Consider the following 20,229-nt stretch of genomic DNA (forward strand, 5'->3'; position numbering starts at 1 on the left):
TACTCGGTGAAAGCGGGAGATCGAGACTTGTATGGTGAAACCACAGTCATGTGCGTCACAGTGCTCGTCACCGTCGCGCGCACGTGTCACCCCTCGCGATCGGAGAAGTGAATGTCGGACGTCCTCTCGCGACGCGACCTGGATTTTCTGCTGTACGAATGGCTGGACGTGGCGGCACTGACAGCACGACCGCGCTTCGCGGAGCACTCGAAGGAGACCTTCGACGCGGTCCTCGACCTCAGTGCGGACATCGCCCGCAAGCACTTCGCGCCGCACAACAAGAAAGCGGATGCGCAGGAGCCGACGATGAATGCGGACGGTTCGGTCGAGCTGATACCCGAAGTCAAGGAAGCGCTCGATGTCTATGCGTCCGCGGGTCTGATCGCCGGGCAGTTCGACGAGTCGATAGGCGGGATGCAACTGCCTGCGACCGTCTCTCGGGCAGCGATGGCGTTCTTCCAGGCCGCCAACGCCGGGACCTCCTCGTACCCTTTCCTCACCATGGCCAACGCCAACCTGATCGCGACGTACGGCACGCCGGATCAGGTGCAAGATTATGTCCGGCCCATGCTGGAAGGGCGCTGGTTCGGAACCATGTGTCTGTCGGAACCGCAGGCCGGATCGTCACTGGCGGACATCACGACGAAGGCAGTGCCGCAGGACGACGGTAGCTTCCGCATCACCGGTACCAAGATGTGGATTTCGGGTGGAGATCACGAACTCACCGAGAACATCGTCCACCTGGTGCTCGCCAAGACCCCGGGAGGACCGCCAGGAGTCAAGGGAATCTCCCTGTTCATCGTTCCCAAATTCCTCCCGAACGGCGACGGCGGTACGGGCGAGCGCAACGACATCGTGCTGACCGGCCTCAATCACAAGATGGGCAACCGCGGTACCACCAATACCCTGCTGGCGTTCGGCGACGGAACCCACTCTCCCGGTGGGCAATCCGGAGCTGTCGGCTACCTCGTCGCCGAGGAGAACCGCGGTTTGTCGTACATGTTCCACATGATGAACGAGGCCCGGATCGGCGTCGGATTCCTGGCCATCGCGCTCGGGTACGTCGGTTACCTGAAGTCGGTCGAGTACGCGAAGACGCGTACTCAGGGACGACCGCTCGGCGCGAAAGATCCGGCAGCACCCCCTGTCGCGCTGATCGAACACGCCGACGTTCGTCGAATGTTGTTGGCGCAGAAGTCGTACGTCGAAGGCGCGCTGGCCCTGGGACTCTATTGTTCGCGTCTGGTCGACCATCAGGATTCGGCATCCGACGATGCCGAAGCAGCACGATCGACACTATTGCTCGACGTACTGACCCCCATCGCCAAGAGCTGGCCGTCTCAGTGGTGCCTCGAAGCCAACAGCCTGGCCATTCAGGTGCACGGCGGCTACGGATACACCCGCGACTACGACGTCGAGCAGCACTACCGCGACAATCGCCTCAACCCGATTCATGAAGGCACACACGGCATTCAGGGATTGGATCTGCTCGGGCGCAAGGTGATCATGCAGGGCGGCGCGGGATTGGCTCTGCTGGCCGAACACGTCGCGGAGACGGTGGAGCGGGCCCACGCAGCAGGCGGTGACGCTGCTCGATACGCCGCCGAACTGCACGCGCGCTTCGACAGAATCGTCGAGGTCACCGCGGCAGTGTGGGGTACCGGCGACGCCGCCGTGGCGCTGGCGAACTCCACGGCCTACCTCGAAGCGATGGGGCACACTGTCATCGCCTGGATGTGGCTCGAGCAGTTGCTGGCGGTCGGCACGAAAACCGGAGACTTCTACGACGGAAAGCGTTCTGCAGCTAAATACTTCTACGTCTACGAACTGCCGAAGGTGGACGTGCAGCTCGATCTGTTGGCGAGACTGGACCGCACCACCCTCGATATGTCACCCGCTTGGTTCTGAGTCGAAAACAAGGAGATTCATCGAACATGTCGATCTTGGAAAAATTTCGCCTGGACGGACGCGTCGTCATCGTCACCGGTGCATCCTCCGGACTGGGCGTGGCATTCGCCAAGGCAGCCGCCGAGGCAGGAGCGGACGTGGTGCTCGCCGCACGACGAGTGGACAAGTTGGCGCAGACCGCAGAGTTGATCGACAGCGTCGGAGGGCGTTCGATCACGGTCGCCACCGACGTGGTGGACCCGGACCAGTGCACCGCGATGGTCGAGGCCGCGGTGAAGGAGTTCGGAAAAGTGGACATTCTGATCAACAACGCCGGGGTAGGCACGGCCTACCCCGCAACCCGTGAGACACCCGAGCAGTTCCGCTCGGTGATCGACATCAACTTGAACGGGTCGTACTGGGCAGCGCAGGCCTGCGGACGGGTGATGGCACCCGGCAGTTCGATCGTGAACATCTCCAGCATTCTGGGGCTGACCACCGCAGGCCTTCCGCAGGCGGCCTACAGCGCGAGCAAGGCAGCGATCATCGGCCTCACCCGCGATCTGGCGCAGCAGTGGGGCGCGCGAAAAGGCATCAGAGTCAACGCTATTGCGCCAGGTTTCTTCCAGAGCGAGATGACGGACTCGTACCAGCCGGGATACCTCGACTCGATGGCTCCGCGAATGATCCTCGGACGCAAAGGCGATCCCGAAGAACTGGCCGCAACTGCCATCTGGCTCGCCTCGGACGCCGGGGGATACGTGACGGGTCAGACCATCGCGGTGGACGGTGGAATCACGATCACCTGACGGCTATCGTTCGGCCGGCACGGCGATGCCCTCGCGGATCAGTCTGCGCGCGACCACCAACGCGTCGTCGGTGTCGAGTCCGGGCAGGGCATCGAGGCGGCACGGTGCGCCCTGGTTCAGCAGGTCGAGAGCGTCTGCGCACTGGGGCGGCATCGTCACGGTCTTGGTGCGCACGACCACGGACACTGCGTGGGCCGATCGCACGACACGGGCGAACACGCCGGGCCGTAGTCGGATCGAATCCTCGCCCCGCAACGCTCCCATCGCAGCGACGCTTGCCAGTGGGCGCACCGGTTCCGGTCGGACGAGCTCGTCGTGACGATCAGCGACGCGTTCGGCCAATCGACGTATCGCGTCGGGGTCTCGGTCGATCTCGTCGAGCGCGGCGCGCATGGCGTCCACGACTCGGTGTACATGCGCAGCGATGGACTCCGGGTCGGAGTGGTCGAGGCCGGCGGGAAGGGGAGCGCGCAGACTCTCGACGTCGCCCAGCGACTTCAGCACGTGGTGGGCGAGGTCGTAGTCGTTGTACGACGCCACGCCGATGGTCAGGTGCACGGTTGTGTCACCGAGCGCTTGCGCCGAGTGGATCCACCCGCGCGGCAGGTAGAGCACATCGCCGGGCTCGAGGACAACGTCCAGTTCGGGAGTGTTCGATGCGTGGTCCTCGACGGCCGACCGTCGGTCCGACCACGGTTGATTGTTGAGCGGATGCACGTGCACCGGGGAGTGAATGCTCCACCGCTTGGTGCCCGCGATCTGCACGACGAACACATCGTGTACGTCGTAGTGCGGTGAAAAGCCTTGCGATGCAGCCGGTGTCACATACGAGTTCACCTGCACGGGGTGGCCCAGCTCGCGAACGAGATCACCGACGAAATGAATCAGCGGCGGCCACAGTCGATGCAGGCCCTGAAGTACCAGCGTGTTTCCGGCCGCGAAGGCTGCCAGCACCGCTGCGGATTCGACCTGGTCCGTTACCTCGGCACCGAACCCGCCGGACGACGTGAACTGCGACTTGTCCAGCAACCGACCGTCTTTGGCCATCCGCACGAAGGGAGTGCGTACTCCGCGTTCGGAGATCAGCTCGTCGACCGCGTCGAGTGTCATCAGATCGTCGAACGAGTCCGACAGCTCGGCGGATCGGGTCAGTTTGGGAGCTGTACCCCAGAACCGGTCCGCGAACGTCCTGAAGTCGGTACCGGTGAGACGACGGAGCGCGGACCGATTATCCGATCCGCGCTCGCCGCTCGACTCAGTGCTCAAGCGGTACCGTCCGCACCGCCGTCGTGTCCGTTGGGGTTCGATCCACCGTCGGCCGGGCCCTCGCCCGCTCCGGCGGGGCCGTCTGCTCCGCCGTCGTGACCGTCGGGGTTGGATCCACCGTCGGCGGGTCCTTCACCGGCTCCGGCGGGGCCGTCTGCTCCGCCGTCATGGCCACCGGGGTTCGATCCGCCGTCGGCGGGTCCTTCGCCTGCGGCTCCGCCCGTGGTGGTGATGTCGTCGTCGTTGATGCTCATCGAAGTCCTTCCGGTCGTGGAGGTTCGTGTACCCGCGCAGCGCGAGAACATCGGAGGTATTGACGCAAACTCTGTTTCTCAAACAGCGGTGGTGTGGCGAATCTCAGGCAGAGTCCTCGGCGATCTCGGGTGCGTTCTCCCGGGTCGCCATTCCGCCTCCGCCGCCGCCGTCCACCGGTCCTGGTCGGCCGCCCTTTGGCGTGTCCGATGTCTTCTCGGGCTCTGTCGGGTTCTCGTTGTCGGTGTTCTCGTCACGTCCCATGGTTCGACAGTAGACCGCCGCGCAGGCCGTGGGACGATGGAACGATGGATCGATCCCGAGCGCAGCACGTGGTGCTGCTGGACGACGAAGGCCGCGCCGTCGGTACGCATGACAAGACCACCGTCCACACGCAGGACACGCCACTTCACCTGGCATTTTCCAGCTACGTGGTGAGAGCGGACGGCGCTGTTCTTCTCACGCGCAGGGCGTCGAGCAAGACGACCTGGCCAGGGGTGCTGACCAACACGTGCTGTGGCCACCCGGCTCCCGGTGAGAAGCTCGACGACGCCGTACTGCGCCGAATCGGTGAAGAACTGGGCCTGCGTGCGGAATCCGCCGAGTTGGTACTGCCGCACTTCCGATACCGGGCCGTCATGGACAACGGAATCGTGGAGAACGAGATATGTCCCGTATACCGCGTGAGAGTCGACGAGCACGCGACACTCGATCCCGATCCGGCCGAGGTGGAGGAGACTCGATGGGTGTCGTGGCGTGAGTTCTCCGCGGGAGTGCTGGGCGGCGCCATCGACGTATCACCCTGGTGCCGAACGCAGGTGGAGCAGTTGACCGCTCTGGCCGACGAGCCACTCGGCTGGCCGGCATCGCCGGACGACATGCTTCCCCCCGCTGCCCGTCCTGCCGACACCCGCTGATCCTGCCCGGCCTCTAGGGTTTGTGCTGTGACCGTCGACAATTCCGACAGGCCGAACGAGGACCTGTTCGATCGTGCCTCCGTCGCGCGCGAACTCGCCCGCTTCTGCCACCGCACCGCCGAAACGGACGGACTCCGCGCCGCCGCCGTTGCCGTTGCGGTCGGTGGACCGCCGGGGGACAGGCGCATGCTTCTGACGAGGAGGCCGGATCGGTTGCGCGCACATCCGGGCCAATACGCGTTGCCCGGCGGAGGTGTGGACCCGGGCGAGTCCCGGATGCAGGCCTGTCTGCGGGAATTGGCCGAGGAGTTGGGGATTCGCGCCGACGAGACCGACGTGCTCGGTAGGTTGGACGACTACGTCACCCGATCCGGGTACGTCATCACTCCGTTCGTGGTGTGGGTCGGCGACTACTCGTCCACGTTGCTGCCCAGCGAGGACGAGGTGGCCGAAGTGTTCGAGGTGACGGTCGACGAACTCGACGTCGACGCCCAATTCGTGTCGATTCCCGAATCGACGCGTCCGGTTATCCGGTGGCCGTACCGAACGGGTGCCATCCATGCTCCGACCGGCGCGATCGTCCATCAGTTCCGTGAAGTGGCACTGCATGGTCGACACACCCGAGTCGCGGACTTCGAGCAGCCGGTGTTCGCGTGGCGCTAACGTGGCCGCAAGCCCGAGCGGGCAGAGCGAGACAAGCGGCACGAGAAGGAGGTGATCGCCGATGACGAACGACCGTGAGCTCGAGGTATCGGATCGCATCGCGACCATTCCCAACCTTCTCAGCGCAATCCGGCTGTTGGGTGTTCCGCTGTTTCTCTACCTCATGCTCGGCCCCGAGGCCGACGGTTGGGCGCTGGTGCTCCTGCTGGTCAGCGGTGGAACCGATTGGCTCGACGGCAAACTCGCTCGCATGCTCGGTCAGGCATCGAAGCTGGGTGCAGTTCTCGATCCGTTGGTCGATCGGCTCTACGTGGTCAGCACCCTGGTGGCGTTCGTGCTGCGCGGCATCATTCCGTGGTGGGTTGCCGCGATACTCATCGGTCGCGATGCCGTACTCGGATTGACGATGTTCGTCTATCGCCGCAGATCCCTCCCGCCTCCGGACGTCATCTATCTCGGTAAGGCCGCGACCTTCGTGGTGATGATCGCGCTGCCGGTCCTCCTGGTCTCTGCCGGCAGCAATTCGGTGGCCGATGCCGCAGGACCGCTCGGATACGCGTTGCTGATCTGGGGCACCGCGTTGTACATCTGGACCGGTCTGCTGTACCTCGGCAAGGCGATCGCCGTCGCCAGGGCAGTCGAGCCGACTGTGGCCGGCACCTGACGGTGGAGCCTGCGGAACGACCGGAGAAACAGGTCAGGAGGAATCCCGTCCCGTCGTTGCTGACGTCCTTGTTGACCGACCATCTGGATCCGGGATACGGCGCGGCGGCTGCCGAACGAACTGCGCAGCACACCCGCAAGCCGCGGGTACCTGCCGCGCTCTGGTTGTTGGCCGGTGCGGTCGTCGTCGGGGTGATCTTCGGTATCGCGTTCTCGCAGCTGGCTTCCGGCGGCGCCGATGTGGACCGTGCGGGTTCCGATGCGTCCGCTGCTGTCCGCGCCGCGCAGGATCGCAGCGCCGAATTGGAAGCGACACAACAGGCACTGGTCGAGCAGGTGTCCTCGGAGCGTGACAGAGCTCTGCAGTCCGATGTCTCGGGCAGTGCCCTGCTGGACCGGTTGAGTGCTGTCGAATCCGCCGCCGGCATCGATTCGGTGACCGGCCCCGGGCTCTCGGTCGTCGTCACCGAGCCGGTGGCCGAGGACGCCACGTCGGATCGGTCGATTCGTGGGGGTTCGGGCGCAGCCGTGCTGGATCGAGACATCGCTGCGATCGTCAATTCGTTGTGGGCGAGCGGTGCCGAGGCGGTGTCGGTCGACGGTATTCGCGTCGGACCCAACGTGACCATCCGGCAGGCAGGCGGGGCAATGCTGCTGGACAATCGCCCGATCGACTCGCCCTACGCCATCGACGCGATAGGGCCGCCCCAACGCATCCAGGTCCAGTTCGTCGTCAGCGACGCCTATCTGCGAATGAGCACGGTGGCGCAGTTGTACGGCGTCGGATTCACGGTACGCCCGGCAACCGATCTCGAACTCGGTCCCGCCGCTGTGAGAGAGTCGTTCGTGGCAGAGGAGGTAGGCCGACGATGACGGAGCACGATCCACCGAGTGCCCACCCGGCGGAGTCCGACGTGCACGAACCGTCCGACTCGCCGATCACCCCCACCCACGGGGTCTACGCTCTTGCCGCGATCGCCGCTCTGATCGTCGGAGTCGTCATCGGGACGGTTGCAGGGCCGCAGGTTCCCGCCGTGGTTGCGCCCTATCTGCCGATTGCCGTCGTCGCGGCGATCGACGCGGTGTTCGGCGGTGTACGGGCTTTCCTCGACGGAATCTTCGACGCCAAGGTGTTCGTGATCTCGTTCGTCTTCAACGTCCTCGTCGCGGCTCTGATCGTGTGGCTCGGCGATCAGCTCGGAGTGGGAACTCAGCTGTCCACGGCAATCGTCGTGGTCCTCGGAATCCGTATCTTCGGCAACGCCGCCGCCCTGCGCAGGCGTCTGTTCGGTGCCTAGATCATGACGGCAGGCGGCGGTCGGCACGGATGGCGCGCGCGACGTCCCGGTGCACAGGGACGAAGGCGCGGAGCGGCATTCGGTGTTCTCGCGCTCGCGCTGTTGTGCGTCCTGGGAATCGGCCTGGCCACGCAGGTACGAGAGACGAGCACCACCGACGGCCTGGAGAACTCTCGGCCCGAGGACCTGCTGGTCGTGCTGGACACCCTGACCCGACGCGAGGCGTCGATCCGGGACGAGATCAGCACCCTGCAGGCCACTCTGGCGACGCTGCGTCAGTCCGGATCGGGATCGGAGGCGGCGGTGGCGGAAGCGCAGGAACGATTGTCCGCGTTGTCGATTCAAGTCGGTACCGTCGCGGCACAGGGGCCGGGGGTGACACTGGTGATCGAGGACCCGAACTCGGGCGTGGGATCGGAGGTGCTGCTCGACGCCATGCAGGAGCTGCGTGCAGCAGGTGCCGAAGCGCTCCAGCTCGAGGGCGGCGGAAATGCCGTGCGCATCGGCGTCGATTCGTGGATCGCCGGTTCCGCGGGTCGGATCGTGGTCGACGGTAGAGAACTGCGTGCCCCGTACACCTTCACTGCCATCGGGGATTCGCCGACTCTCGCGTCGGCACTGAACATTCCCGGCGGGGTCGTCGACACGGTGACTCGCAACGGTGCGACGTCGAACATCGCGCAGTCGGACCAGGTCACGGTGTCCGCCTTGCGGGACCCGCGCCCGCGTCAATACGCTCAGCCCGGTAACTGACCGCCCGCTCGCCCCGGGCCACGATCGAAGGGAATGCCGCGTTGAGCGACATCGACACACCAGCTGATCTGTACTACACCCCCGAGCACGAGTGGGTGCAGCGCACGGGGCCTGCAACGGTGCGAATCGGTATCACCGATTTCGCGCAGGCGCAGTTGGGCGACGTGGTGTTCGTTCAACTTCCCTCGATCGGCGACACCGTGACCGCGGGCGCGTCTCTCGGCGAGGTCGAATCCACCAAGAGCGTGTCCGACGTGTTCAGCCCTCTGACCGCGAAAGTGGTTGCCGTGAACGAGGATCTGGACGGCGAACCGGAGAAGGTGAACTCGGGACCCTACACCGGAGGCTGGCTGATCGACCTCGAGGTTTCGACACCGGAGGAGTTGGACGCGGCACTGGCGCAGATGCTCGACGCCGCCGGATATGCTCTCATCACGGCCGAGTGATCGGCCGGCTGTCGACACCAGCCAACAGGCCACACGGCCACCACTGCGCAGGGTACGGTCGACACCGAGCGAATACCCTGTCGGGGCGAAGGTCCAGCAAGCTGTACGAAGCTACGCAACACCGAACGCCAAGCAACACCTGATGTGAAGACCATGTACTGCGTTACCCGCGGCGTTCTCTGCCCCGGGTGAACGGACTGAGAAGGAGTAACGGTGAGCCAGAACGACAACGACAGCAACTACGGGGAGTCACCGGCAGAGACCACCTCGGTCTTCCGTGCAGATTTCCTGCAGGAGCTGGACAACTCCGCGGCCGCCCAGAGCACCGAAGCTCCGGTATCGGGTGTCGAGGGGTTGCCTGTCGGTGCCGCGCTGCTCGTCGTCAAGCGAGGACCCAACGCCGGATCACGGTTCCTGCTCGACCAGCCCACCACCTCTGCCGGTCGGCACCCCGACAGTGACATCTTCCTCGACGATGTCACCGTCAGCCGTCGGCATGCCGAGTTCCGGCAGGACGAGGACGACTTCCAGGTCGTCGACGTCGGCAGCCTCAACGGCACGTACGTCAACCGGGAGCCGGTCGACTCCGCTGTGCTGGCCAACGGCGACGAGGTCCAGATCGGCAAGTTCCGGCTGGTGTTCCTCACCGGACCGCGGGGCGGCAACGGATCTCAGGTCGGCGACGCGTCTGCGGGTGCAGGAAGCCAGTGACCGCCGTCGGGCAGCAGTCCAACGGGGGGATGTCGATTGGCTCCGTCCTCGATCGACTTCGGCCCGACTTTCCTGATGTCACCATCTCGAAGATCAGATTTCTCGAAGCCGAGGGGCTGATCTCGCCGGAACGCACACCGTCGGGGTACCGGCGGTTCTCCATCGCCGATTGCGAGCGTCTGCGCTTCGTGCTGACCGCGCAGCGCGATCAGTACCTGCCGCTCAAGGTGATCAAGGAGCAACTCGAAGCCATCGACCACGGGGTCGCGACCGTCGAACGGGCCGATGCGTCGGTCAAGCGTCCGCGGTCGCTGACAGTTGCCGCGGGTGAGGTCTCTCCGGAGGAGTTCCTGCCCGATCGTGAGGTTCGCATCGCCAAGGCAGATCTACTCGCTCAGGCGGGGATCGACGATGCGTTTCTTACCGAGCTGTTGCGAGCCGGCTTGATCACTCCGGGGCAGGCCGGTTTCTACGACGACGGCGCGGTGACGCTCGCCCGGACGGCGCACGCGATGTTGCAGTTCGGTCTCGAGGTGCGCCACCTCCGCGCCTTCAAGCTCGCGGCGGACCGCGAGGCCGGTCTGGTAGCGCAGATTGCCGGACCTGTGGCCAAGGGCCGAGACGCCGGTGCACGCGATCGCGCAGAAGAAATGATTCGCGAATTGGCTGCACTGTCCTTGACCTTGCACACCTGCCTGGTCAAAGCCGCGGTGCGCGGTGCACTCGACCGGTGACGCTCGCTCGCGTCGTTTCGACTTCCAATAGACTCGGCAGCGACGAGCTGAGCAAGTTTTCAGTGCAGCCCGGAATTTCTCGAGGTGAGAGGCAGACACGATGAGTGAGATGCGTGTGGTCGGTATTCGTGTCGAACAGCCGCAGAACCAGCCCGTGTTGCTGCTGCGTGAGGCTGACGGCGACCGGTACCTCCCGATCTGGATCGGCCAAACCGAGGCTGCCGCAATTGCTTTGGAGCAGCAGGGTGTGCAGCCGGCCCGTCCGCTCACCCACGATCTCGTCAAGAATCTGATCTCGGCGCTCGGGCACCAGCTCAAGGAGGTGCGCATCGTCGACCTGCAGGAGGGCACCTTCTACGCCGATCTGGTGTTCGACAAGGACATCAGGGTCTCCGCTCGGCCGTCGGACTCCGTTGCCATCGCGCTTCGGGCCGGGGTGCCGATCTTCGCCGAGGAGCCCGTGCTCGCCGAAGCCGGATTGATCATGCCCGACGAGCGCGAGGACGAGGTCGAGAAGTTCAAGGAGTTCCTCGACTCGGTTTCTCCGGACGACTTCAAAGCCACCGACGGGTAACAGAAGAGTCTCAACCTCAACTTTAGGTTCAGGTTTACGGCGCGTTGCGTTGAATCTGCACGAACGTCCCCATAACGTTCGTGCCAGTGAAGTTCATCGCCGTCGCTGGACCGATCCGGGTTCGGTTCACGCCTCTTCGATACCTGCCGAGGCGTACTCTGGCCTGGTACACGGTATGACTTCACGCGAGTACACCGAGGCATTTCCAGTGTCCCGGACGGATCGCAGTACTGACTCGATCCGAACGCAGTGAGACATCCGAGAGGGAGCAGTCAGTGGGAGATCAGCCGCAGCAGCATCACGGCCGTCGAGAGTCCGAAGCCGCAGGCCGGACCCAGGACACGCCGGTCGGTGCCGATGCTCGGGTCGACACCCCCGATCAGGCGTCGAGCGCCCGAATCGAATCGCCCCAGGACATTCAACCGGGATTGTTCCCCGACGACTCCGTGCCCGACGAACTCGTGGGCTACCGCGTGCCGAGTGCGTGCCAGATCGCCGGCATCACCTACCGTCAGCTCGATTACTGGGCCCGCACCGGGCTCGTCGTCCCGTCCATCCGCGGCGCAGCGGGATCGGGAAGCCAGCGGCTGTACTCGTTCAAGGACATGCTCGTCCTCAAGATCGTCAAGCGGCTGCTCGATACCGGTATCTCACTGCAGAACATCCGCGTCGCCGTCGATCACCTACGCCAGCGCGGGGTGGGCGATCTCGCCAACATCACGCTGTTCTCCGACGGCACCACCGTCTACGAGTGCACGTCGGCAGAAGAAGTGGTCGACCTGCTCCAAGGTGGGCAGGGTGTGTTCGGCATTGCCGTGAACGGTGCGATGCGCGAGCTCACCGGCACCATCGCCGACTTCCCGGCCGAACGAGCCGACGGCGGTGAAAGCCAGCCGAGCCCCGAGGACGAGTTGGCGTCGCGCCGCAAGAATCGCGCGAGCCGCAAGACCGGCTAGACTTTCTTTCGTCGCGCCCGCGCGGGAGAGTTCCGAGGCATCCAGTCTCGGACGCCGAAGGAGCAATACCTCCCCGTCAATCTCTCAGGCACACGGACCGTGTGGGCTTCGACAACTCTGGAAAGTGGTGGGAGCACCCACCCGCCCAAGGGGAAAGGTGCCGGCGCGCTTGACTGGCGCGCCGTGTCCGACCGAATCTCTCAGGCGCACGCGTCAGCGGGCACACGACAGAGGGGGAGGAGCGGCCGGAGCGCATGCCTCGGCCGTCCGACGCCTCGTCTTGGGAGCACATCGTGACCGACCGAACCGGCTCGCCCGCACACACTTTCGTCGACCGTCACATCGGCCCCGACGCCGCCGAGTTGGTCCGCATCCTCGACACCATCGGCGTCGACAGTCTCGACGAGCTGGCCCGCAAGGCCGTTCCTTCGTCGATCCTCGATACCGTGGTCGACGGCGTTCCCGACGGGTTGGCGACGCTACCGCCCGCGCTGAGCGAGCACGAGGTGCTCTCAGCACTGGCCGACCTCGCCGGGCAGAACACCGTGGCGACGTCGATGATCGGCCTGGGCTACTACGACACTCTCACACCGCCGGTGCTGACCCGAGGCATTCTGGAGAACCCGGCCTGGTACACCGCGTACACGCCGTATCAGCCGGAGATCAGCCAGGGGCGACTCGAAGCGTTGCTCAACTTCCAGACCATGGTTGCCGACCTCACCGGCATGGACGTGGCCAATGCGTCGATGCTCGACGAGTCGACGGCGGCCGCCGAATCCATGACCTTGATGCGGCGCGCGAACAGGGCGTCGAAGTCGCCTCGGCTACTGGTCGATTCCGATATCTTCCCGCAAACCGAGGCCGTGTTGGCCACTCGCGCCGAGCCGCTGGGCATCGAATTGGTCTACGCCGATCTGACCGACGGCCTGCCCGACGGAGAATTCTTCGGTGTGCTCGCGCAGCTGCCCGGAGCATCGGGCCGTCTTGTCGATCACACGGCGATCATCGAGGCCGCGCACGACCGCGGGGCTCTGGTTGCAGTGGGAGTGGACCTGCTGGCTGCCACCGTGGTGACCCCGCCCGGTGAGATCGGCGCAGACGTCTGCTTCGGAACCACCCAGCGGTTCGGTGTTCCGATGGGATACGGCGGACCGCACGCCGGCTACCTCGCAGTGCGGTCGGGTCATTCCCGTCAGCTGCCCGGTCGATTGGTCGGGGTCTCGCTCGATGCCGACGGCCACCGCGCCTACCGGCTGGCGCTGCAGACCCGTGAGCAGCACATCCGCCGTGAGAAGGCGACCTCCAACATCTGCACCGCTCAGGTCCTGCTGGCCATCGTCGCCGCGATGTACGCCAGCTACCACGGCGCAGACGGATTGCGTGCCATAGCAACTCGGGTGAACGCGCATGCTCGAACCGTGGCGGCAGGCCTGCAGGAAGCAGGTATCGAGGTGGTGCACACGGACTTCTTCGACACCGTCCTGGCGGCCGTCCCGGGTAAGGCTCAGGCCGTCGTCGACGCTGCCAAGCAACGCGGGATCAATCTGCGGCTCGTCGACGCCGACCACGTGGCCGTCGCGTGCGACGAGGCGACGACGCCCGAGCACATCGCGAACGTGCTCGCCGCGTTCGGTGCAGAAGCCGCAGGTTCCGGGGCCGAGTCGTTGCCGGCGAACATGACTCGAAACTCGAAGTACCTCACGCACCCGGCATTCACCAGGTACCGCACCGAGACGGCCATGCTGCGGTACCTGCGCGCGTTGTCCGACAAGGACATTGCGCTCGATCGCAGCATGATTCCGCTGGGTTCGTGCACGATGAAGCTGAACGCCACCGCGGAGATGGAGTCCATCACCTGGCCGCAGTTCGCCCGTCAGCACCCCTTCGCTCCGTCCCCGGACGTGCCCGGTCTGCTGAAGGTGATCGCCGACCTGGAACGGTGGCTCGTCGACATCACCGGCTACGACGCGGTCAGCCTGCAGCCCAATGCGGGAAGCCAGGGCGAGTACGCGGGACTGCTCGCCATTCGCCGCTACCACCTCGGCAACGGCGATGCCGAACGCACTGTCTGCCTGATTCCGTCGAGCGCCCACGGCACCAACGCAGCCTCGGCCGTGATGGTCGGGATGCGCGTGGTGGTGGTGGCCTGCCGTCCCAACGGTGACGTCGACGTCGACGACCTGCGCGCCAAGATCGCCGAGCACGCCGACACCCTCGCGGCGATCATGATTACCTACCCCTCCACCCACGGCGTCTACGAGCACGAGATCTCCGAGATCTGTGCTGCGGTCCACGACGCGGGCGGTCAGGTGTACGTCGACGGTGCCAACCTCAACGCTCTCGTCGGTCTGGCGCGCCCGGGCCGATTCGGCGGCGATGTCAGCCACCTGAACCTGCACAAGACGTTCTGCATCCCGCACGGCGGCGGCGGGCCCGGTGTCGGACCCATCGGTGTGCGGTCGCACCTGCAGCCGTACCTGCCGGGTCACCCATTGGCCCCGCAGCTCGGTTCGGGACCGACGGTGTCCGGTGCCCCCTACGGCAGCGCCTCGATCCTGACGATCACGTGGGCCTACATCGCGATGATGGGTGCGACGGGGCTCCGGCAGGCGACGTTGACGGCGATCGCGTCGGCCAACTACATCGCCCGTCGCCTCGACGAGTACTTCCCGGTTCTGTACACCGGCGACAACGGCATGGTTGCCCACGAGTGCATTCTCGATCTTCGGGGCCTGACCAAGGACACCGGAGTCACCGTCGACGACGTCGCGAAGAGGTTGGCGGACTACGGCTTCCACGCGCCCACGATGAGCTTCCCGGTGCCGGGAACTCTGATGGTCGAGCCGACCGAGAGCGAGAACCTCGAGGAGATCGACGCGTTCTGCGATGCGATGATCGCCATCAGGGGAGAGATCGATCGCGTCGGATCGGGCGAATGGACGGTCGACGACAACCCACTTCGAGGTGCACCGCACACCGCTCGGAGTCTGGTCGGCGAATGGGATCACCCGTACTCACGGGAACTCGCTGCCTACCCGTCGGGCTACGACCGTCCGAAGGTGTGGCCGGCGGTGCGTCGCATCGACGGTGCCCACGGAGACCGCAATCTGGTGTGTTCGTGCCCACCGATCGAGGCGTTCGCCTGAGCCGAGAACAGAGCCCGCCACGACGACGTGGCGGGCTCTGGCGTGGTGGAGTCGGAGGCTTCTAGCCCCGGGTGAGTTCGAGCATCGCGATCTCGGGCGGAGCGGCCACCCGCACCGGTGGACCCCACGCGCCGGCACCGCGGGTGGTGTAGAGCGTGGTGTTGCCGATCGTGTCCAGCCCTTGGACACTGGGCTGCTGCAGCGGCACCAGATAACGGATCGGCCAGATCTGACCCCCATGCGTGTGACCGGACACCTGCATGTCCACTCCGAAGTCCGATGCCTCCACCGCCTGCAACGGCTGATGTGCCATCAGTAGTACGAAGCGATCAGGATCGATCCCGTCCAATGCCGCGGCCAGATCGGGTTCGTACGGAGCCGGTGCGGTGGCGTCGTTGATGCCGGCGATGTCGATGGCAGCGTCGCCACGAGTGATCGTCGTACGCTCGTTGCGCAGCACGTCGATGCCGAGCGTCGACCAGAAGTCGAGCCATTCGCCGCCGTCGCCCGCGTAGAACTCGTGATTGCCGCTGACGGCGAACACACCCAGCGGCGCTTCGAGATCGCGTAGCGGCTCGAGATCTTCTCCCACCAGAGCAACCGTCCCATCGATGAGATCACCGTCGAGGAGCACGACATCGGGATTCTGGGCGTTGATCGAATCGACGACCTTCTGCACGAAATCCGCGCCGCGGGAGGGGCCGACATGGAGATCCGACACCAACGCCACTCGGACGCCGTCGAATTCGGCCGGTAGCCTGTCGAGCACGACGTCGGTGTTCGTCGCACGCGGAGTCGCCGCCTCGACGAGTCCGTATCCCACTGCAACCACGCTGACGAGTGCCACCGCCGCCGAGCCGACCCGCGACACCCGCAGTCGAACAGCGGACGAATCGCGTTCACGAGCCGCGAACACCACTCTCACGACGGTGCAGACCACGGCCACCAGAATCGTTCCCAGGAACAGGTACAGCACCACGGCGAGCCAACTGAGGCCGACGAAGGCGGGTCCTCGTGCCCAGGACGGATCGAACTCCACGCCGCTGCCGAAACCGATCACCGCACCCAGCCACAGCAGTGCCAGTGCAGCATCGACAGCTCGTTTGGGACGTGTCGGCATCCTGGTCACGGAGAGAAACCGCCAGTGCAGGAACAGGGTGATGAGGAGTAGAAAAACGCCGACAAAAATTACACGAGACATGTTCTAGTACAGCAACTTTCCGAGTAGATCGATGAATTCCGGTGAATCGGACGTCGGTACGGTCGTGGCAGTGCCGCCGGTACGGGCCGCGATGTCGGTGAACGCAGTCGCGTCGGGGTTGTCGCCGATCATCACCACGTTCACGGCGACCGGACGCGCGGCATCGGACGCCGAGTTCAGGTCGGTGAGCAGTTCTTCGGGGGACAGGGGTGAATCGTCCGGTCCATCGGTGACGAGGACCACCGAATTCACCCGGCCCGGAACGTATCCGGCCACAGCATCGGCGTACGCGACCAGTACGGATGCGAACGTGAACGACGCGCCCGCAGGCGTCGCCGCGGCCGCGCTGGAATCCAGAGCAGCCCGCCTGGACGTCGGCCCGATCGCAGCCGACATCGGCCCGGTCGGAACATCGACCCGGAAGGGGAGTGCATTGTCCAGATCCTCGCCGAAGCTCCACAGCCCCAGCTCGGTGGCGTCGGGCACTCGCTGGAACTGCTCGCTGAGAGCTCGAACCGTGTTCTGCAGCCGAGTCGCGCTGCCTTCGGACGTACCCATCGACTCGGATACGTCGAGCAGCACCGTGGCGCGGCGCGGCAGGACCGGGCTTCGCAGCACGGCCAGCAGTGCGTCGGCCACCGATCCGGAGGGCGCAGCGAGGGCATCGGCGTCCTGGGTCTCGCCGACGCCGAAGCCCGCATCCGTGAGCAATTGCGCACCGTCCGGCTGCCGGACGAAATCGACGAACGCGGCGGCCGCCCGAGTCGATGTCTCGTCGCCGGAGAGTACGGCCGCGGGATGATCGGCAACGGGAGTGGGGCCCTGAGGTTCGACGGCGGTCAACGTCGACGAATCGGTCGATGCCAGTTGCTGCTCGGTGACCGGGACCGCGTGGACGGGGGCATCGGAGCCGGGCGCGTTCTCCAGCGCCGCGAGCGCGTCGTAGGTGGTGGATTCGGACGTCGCGGAGGCTCCGGTGTCGGTAACGGCCAGCTCCGACACGGCCGAGACCACTTCTCTGGACGAGGCCTGTTCCAGGGTCAATTCGCTGGTCGGATCTTCGCGTATCCCGGCAGCGATTGCGGCGAGCGCCAGTGTGGTTGCGCCGGAATCGGATCCGGTCGGTAGTGCGAGACGGAGTGCGCCCCACTCGCCGAGGCCGAATGCCTGCGGATCACGTTGCAGGCGGACCAGGTCGGCCCAACTTGCCGTGGCCAGAGCGTCGTCCACGGCAGACGGCACTGCGAGCACTACCGGACTCGACGCCAGTGGCCGCGGGGTGCCGTCGACTGCTCCGCGGTCGGTCACGGCCTCCACGTCACCCGACGATTGGGGTATCCACAGGCCCGGCCGAGCACCGAGTGCGCCGACGTCCCAGTTGTCGATACCGGCGTTCAATGCCGTCCGCACAGCATCGGAGGCGGTAGCTCGAACCTGCACCGTCACACAGTGATCTCGCACCACCGGTGCGGTGTCGTTGAACCGGGAAGCCAGTTGTTCGACAGGTCCGGAGATGTCGGGATCGGCGGCGACAGTGAGCACCGCCGATCCCTCCACACATGTGTCGGCAGCTTCGACCCCTTGGTCGAAGATGCGATCCCGCAGTTGAAACCATCCGAAGACGGCCGCGACCAGCACCGCGATCGTGATCACGACGATCACGGGTCCGGCTGCTATCGAACGCCCGCGCTCTGTGTTCCGATGTTCACCCACGTGATCGACAAGTCCGTCAGGCGTTGACGGCCTTGTACTCCCGTCGGCGACGATGCAGGATCGGCTCGGTGTAGCCGTTGGGCTGGCTGGTGCCCTGGAAGATCAGGTCACTGGCAGCCTGGAAAGCGATGTTGGTGTCGAAGTCGGGAGCCAACGGCTTGTACGTCGGATCGGCTTCGTTCTGGCGGTCCACCACCGGTGCCATCCGCTTCAGCGACTCGCGCACCTGGTCTTCGGTGACGATGCCGTGGCGCAGCCAGTTCGCGATGAACTGACTCGAAATACGCAGCGTCGCACGGTCTTCCATGAGTGCGATGTCGTTGATGTCGGGCACCTTCGAGCAGCCGACGCCGTGGTCGATCCACCGCACCACGTAGCCCAGGATCGACTGCGAGTTGTTGTCGAGCTCGTTCTGCTTCTCCTCGTCGGTCCAGTCCGTGGACGGCGCGAGAGGAATTTCGAGAATGTCGTCGACGGTGGCGCGCTTGGCCTGTGCGATCTCGTGCTGGCGGGCGAAGACATCGACCTTGTGATAGTGCAGGGCGTGCAAGGTCGCAGCGGTAGGCGAGGGAACCCACGCGGTGTTGGCTCCGGCCTTGGGGTGGCCGATCTTCTGCTCGAGCATGTCGTGCATCAGATCGGGCATGGCCCACATGCCCTTACCGATCTGCGCCTTGCCTTCGAGGCCTGCAGCCAGACCGGTGTCGACGTTGAAGTCCTCGTAGGCCGCGATCCACTTCTCGCCCTTCATCGCGCCCTTGCGTACGACGGGGCCCGCCTCCATCGAGGTGTGGATCTCGTCGCCGGTGCGGTCGAGGAAGCCGGTGTTGATGAACACGACCCGCTCGGACGCCGCCTGGATGCACGCCTTGAGGTTGACCGTCGTGCGGCGTTCCTCGTCCATGATGCCGACCTTGAGTGTGTTGGTCGGAAGGCCGAGGACCTGCTCGACACGGCCGAACAGCTCCGCGGTGAACGCGACCTCGTCCGGTCCGTGCATCTTGGGCTTGACGATGTACAGCGAACCGGTGCGTGAGTTGGACAGCACGTTGTCCGAGGTCAGCGAGTGCATACCGGCCAGCGAGGTGAACAGCGCGTCGAGGATGCCCTCGGGCACCTCGTTGCCGTCGGCATCGAGGATCGCATCCGAGGTCATCAGGTGACCGACGTTGCGGACGAACAGCAGCGAGCGACCGTGCAGTGTCAGTTCCGAACCGTCGACCGAGGTGTAGGTGCGGTCCTTGTTCATCGCACGAGTGAAGCTCTTACCGCCCTTGGAGACTTCCTCGGTCAGGTCGCCCTTCATCAGACCGAGCCAGTTGCGGTAGCCGAGGACCTTGTCGTCCGCATCGACTGCAGCGACGGAGTCCTCGAAGTCCATGATGGTGGTGACAGCCGACTCGAGCAGAACGTCCTTGACTCCCGCGCCGTCGGTCTTGCCGATCGGGCTCTCGGGGTCGATCTGGATCTCGAAGTGCAAGCCGTTGTGGACGAACAGGATCGCCGACGGCGCATCCGGGGTGCCCTGGTAACCGAGCAGCTGTGACGGATCCTTCAGCCCGACGGTGCTTCCGTCGGCGAGAGTCACCGTCAGAGACGCTGCGTCGACGACGTATCCCGTGGTACCGACGTGCGAACCGGAGCTCAGGGGCAACGCTTCGTCGAGGAAGTCGCGCGCGAAGGCGATGACCTTGTCGCCGCGGACCCTGTTGTAGCTGGTGCCCTTCTCGGCACCGTCGGTCTCGGGAATGGCATCGGTTCCGTAGAGAGCGTCGTACAGCGAGCCCCACCGTGCGTTGGACGCGTTGATCGCGAACCGGGCATTGAGCACCGGCACCACGAGCTGCGGCCCGGCCGTGGTGGTGATCTCGGTGTCGACACCGGAGGTGGTGATCTGGAAGTCGGCCGGCTCGTCGAGCAGGTAGCCGATCTCCTTCAGGAATGCCTTGTACGCGGCGCGGTCGTAGTTCGGCCCCGCGTGCTCACCGTGCCAGGCGTCGACCTTGCCCTGGATCTCGTCGCGGACAGCGAGCAACGACTTGTTCTTGGGAGCGAGATCGGCGATCAGCGACGCGGCACCGGTCCAGAAGGCATCCGAATCCACGTCGGTACCCGGCAGCGCCTCCTTCTCGACGAAATCGAATAGGACCTTGGCGACCTGAAGTCCACCAGCCTGCACACGATCGGTCATGAATTCCTCACTCTTTCCGGTCATGGACACCGGTGACCGGTGTCCCCAC

20 protein-coding genes and 1 riboswitch are annotated in these 20,229 nt (G+C 65.2%); of the genes, 14 read left to right on the top strand and 6 right to left on the bottom strand.

Going from position 1 to position 20,229, the window contains the following annotated elements; translation table 11 throughout:
- Positions 1-111 precede the first annotated feature (111 nt).
- A complete protein-coding gene (locus tag R4P47_RS13840; protein WP_317785030.1) occupies positions 112-1,908 on the top strand; it encodes an acyl-CoA dehydrogenase in 1,797 nt (598 codons plus the stop codon).
- 26 nt (positions 1,909-1,934) lie between these two features.
- Positions 1,935-2,696 carry an SDR family NAD(P)-dependent oxidoreductase gene (locus R4P47_RS13845; protein ID WP_149405717.1) on the top strand — a complete coding sequence of 254 codons (762 nt, stop codon included), beginning with the start codon at positions 1,935-1,937 and terminating at the stop codon, positions 2,694-2,696.
- A 3-nt stretch (positions 2,697-2,699) separates the two neighbouring features.
- On the opposite strand, the gene R4P47_RS13850 is transcribed toward R4P47_RS13845, so the two are convergent.
- From R4P47_RS13850 to R4P47_RS13860, 3 genes are all read right to left on the bottom strand, one after another.
- Positions 2,700-3,962, bottom strand: coding sequence for a cupin domain-containing protein (locus R4P47_RS13850; RefSeq protein WP_317785031.1), 1,263 nt, complete (start codon positions 3,960-3,962; stop codon positions 2,700-2,702).
- On the bottom strand, positions 3,959-4,216 hold the full coding sequence (locus R4P47_RS13855) for a hypothetical protein (RefSeq protein WP_032398144.1): 258 nt from the start codon (positions 4,214-4,216) through the stop codon (positions 3,959-3,961). Before R4P47_RS13855 ends, R4P47_RS13850 begins: the two co-directional genes overlap by 4 nt.
- A gap of 103 nt (positions 4,217-4,319) precedes the next feature.
- The gene (locus tag R4P47_RS13860; protein ID WP_317785032.1) at positions 4,320-4,478 is read right to left on the bottom strand and encodes a hypothetical protein; all 159 of its coding nucleotides are present in this window, start codon (positions 4,476-4,478) and stop codon (positions 4,320-4,322) included.
- A 44-nt stretch (positions 4,479-4,522) separates the two neighbouring features.
- On the opposite strand from R4P47_RS13860, the gene idi reads away from it, so the two are divergent.
- The 12 genes from idi (at position 4,523) to gcvP (ending at position 15,075) form a co-directional block, all read left to right on the top strand.
- A complete protein-coding gene (gene idi / locus R4P47_RS13865) occupies positions 4,523-5,131 on the top strand; it encodes an isopentenyl-diphosphate Delta-isomerase (protein WP_317785033.1) in 609 nt (202 codons plus the stop codon).
- Between the two features lie 27 nt (positions 5,132-5,158).
- Complete coding sequence (locus R4P47_RS13870; protein ID WP_317785034.1) at positions 5,159-5,794, top strand: CoA pyrophosphatase; 636 nt, start codon at positions 5,159-5,161, stop codon at positions 5,792-5,794.
- A gap of 61 nt (positions 5,795-5,855) precedes the next feature.
- On the top strand, positions 5,856-6,458 hold the full coding sequence (locus R4P47_RS13875; RefSeq protein ID WP_149405720.1) for a CDP-alcohol phosphatidyltransferase family protein: 603 nt from the start codon (positions 5,856-5,858) through the stop codon (positions 6,456-6,458).
- Between the two features lie 56 nt (positions 6,459-6,514).
- Positions 6,515-7,330, top strand: a complete 816-nt coding sequence (locus R4P47_RS13880; protein WP_317785035.1) for a DUF881 domain-containing protein — start codon at positions 6,515-6,517, stop codon at positions 7,328-7,330.
- Complete coding sequence (locus tag R4P47_RS13885) at positions 7,327-7,755, top strand: small basic family protein (RefSeq protein ID WP_149405722.1); 429 nt, start codon at positions 7,327-7,329, stop codon at positions 7,753-7,755. Before R4P47_RS13880 ends, R4P47_RS13885 begins: the two co-directional genes overlap by 4 nt.
- Positions 7,756-7,758: 3 nt before the next feature.
- Positions 7,759-8,508, top strand: coding sequence for a DUF881 domain-containing protein (locus R4P47_RS13890; protein ID WP_269594061.1), 750 nt, complete (start codon positions 7,759-7,761; stop codon positions 8,506-8,508).
- Between the two features lie 41 nt (positions 8,509-8,549).
- The gene (gene gcvH, locus R4P47_RS13895; protein WP_068047421.1) at positions 8,550-8,954 is read left to right on the top strand and encodes a glycine cleavage system protein GcvH; all 405 of its coding nucleotides are present in this window, start codon (positions 8,550-8,552) and stop codon (positions 8,952-8,954) included.
- 213 nt (positions 8,955-9,167) lie between these two features.
- Entirely contained in the window at positions 9,168-9,665 is a 498-nt protein-coding gene (locus R4P47_RS13900) for an FHA domain-containing protein (protein ID WP_032377955.1), read from the top strand.
- Positions 9,662-10,399 carry a MerR family transcriptional regulator gene (locus tag R4P47_RS13905; protein WP_037189245.1) on the top strand — a complete coding sequence of 246 codons (738 nt, stop codon included), beginning with the start codon at positions 9,662-9,664 and terminating at the stop codon, positions 10,397-10,399. The genes R4P47_RS13900 and R4P47_RS13905 overlap by 4 nt, the downstream gene beginning before the upstream one ends.
- A 100-nt stretch (positions 10,400-10,499) precedes the next feature.
- Positions 10,500-10,973, top strand: coding sequence for a bifunctional nuclease family protein (locus R4P47_RS13910; RefSeq protein ID WP_149405724.1), 474 nt, complete (start codon positions 10,500-10,502; stop codon positions 10,971-10,973).
- Between the two features lie 398 nt (positions 10,974-11,371).
- A complete protein-coding gene (locus tag R4P47_RS13915) occupies positions 11,372-11,929 on the top strand; it encodes a MerR family transcriptional regulator (RefSeq protein ID WP_094642346.1) in 558 nt (185 codons plus the stop codon).
- A gap of 12 nt (positions 11,930-11,941) precedes the next feature.
- A riboswitch (glycine riboswitch) is annotated at positions 11,942-12,039 on the top strand.
- A 183-nt stretch (positions 12,040-12,222) separates the two neighbouring features.
- A complete protein-coding gene (gcvP, locus tag R4P47_RS13920) occupies positions 12,223-15,075 on the top strand; it encodes an aminomethyl-transferring glycine dehydrogenase (protein ID WP_411567337.1) in 2,853 nt (950 codons plus the stop codon).
- A gap of 61 nt (positions 15,076-15,136) precedes the next feature.
- On the opposite strand, the gene R4P47_RS13925 is transcribed toward gcvP, so the two are convergent.
- The 3 genes from R4P47_RS13925 to R4P47_RS13935 form a co-directional block, all read right to left on the bottom strand.
- Positions 15,137-16,276: a metallophosphoesterase gene (locus R4P47_RS13925; RefSeq protein ID WP_317785037.1), complete on the bottom strand. Its 1,140-nt coding sequence runs from the start codon at positions 16,274-16,276 to the stop codon at positions 15,137-15,139.
- A 3-nt stretch (positions 16,277-16,279) separates the two neighbouring features.
- A complete protein-coding gene (locus tag R4P47_RS13930; RefSeq protein ID WP_317785038.1) occupies positions 16,280-17,938 on the bottom strand; it encodes a substrate-binding and VWA domain-containing protein in 1,659 nt (552 codons plus the stop codon).
- Positions 17,939-18,005: 67 nt separating this feature from the next.
- Positions 18,006-20,180, bottom strand: coding sequence for a malate synthase G (locus R4P47_RS13935; protein ID WP_317785039.1), 2,175 nt, complete (start codon positions 20,178-20,180; stop codon positions 18,006-18,008).
- Positions 20,181-20,229: the final 49 nt, after the last annotated feature.

The organism is Rhodococcus sp. IEGM 1370, from assembly GCF_033142325.1.
Taxonomy (GTDB): Bacteria; Actinomycetota; Actinomycetes; order Mycobacteriales; family Mycobacteriaceae; genus Rhodococcoides.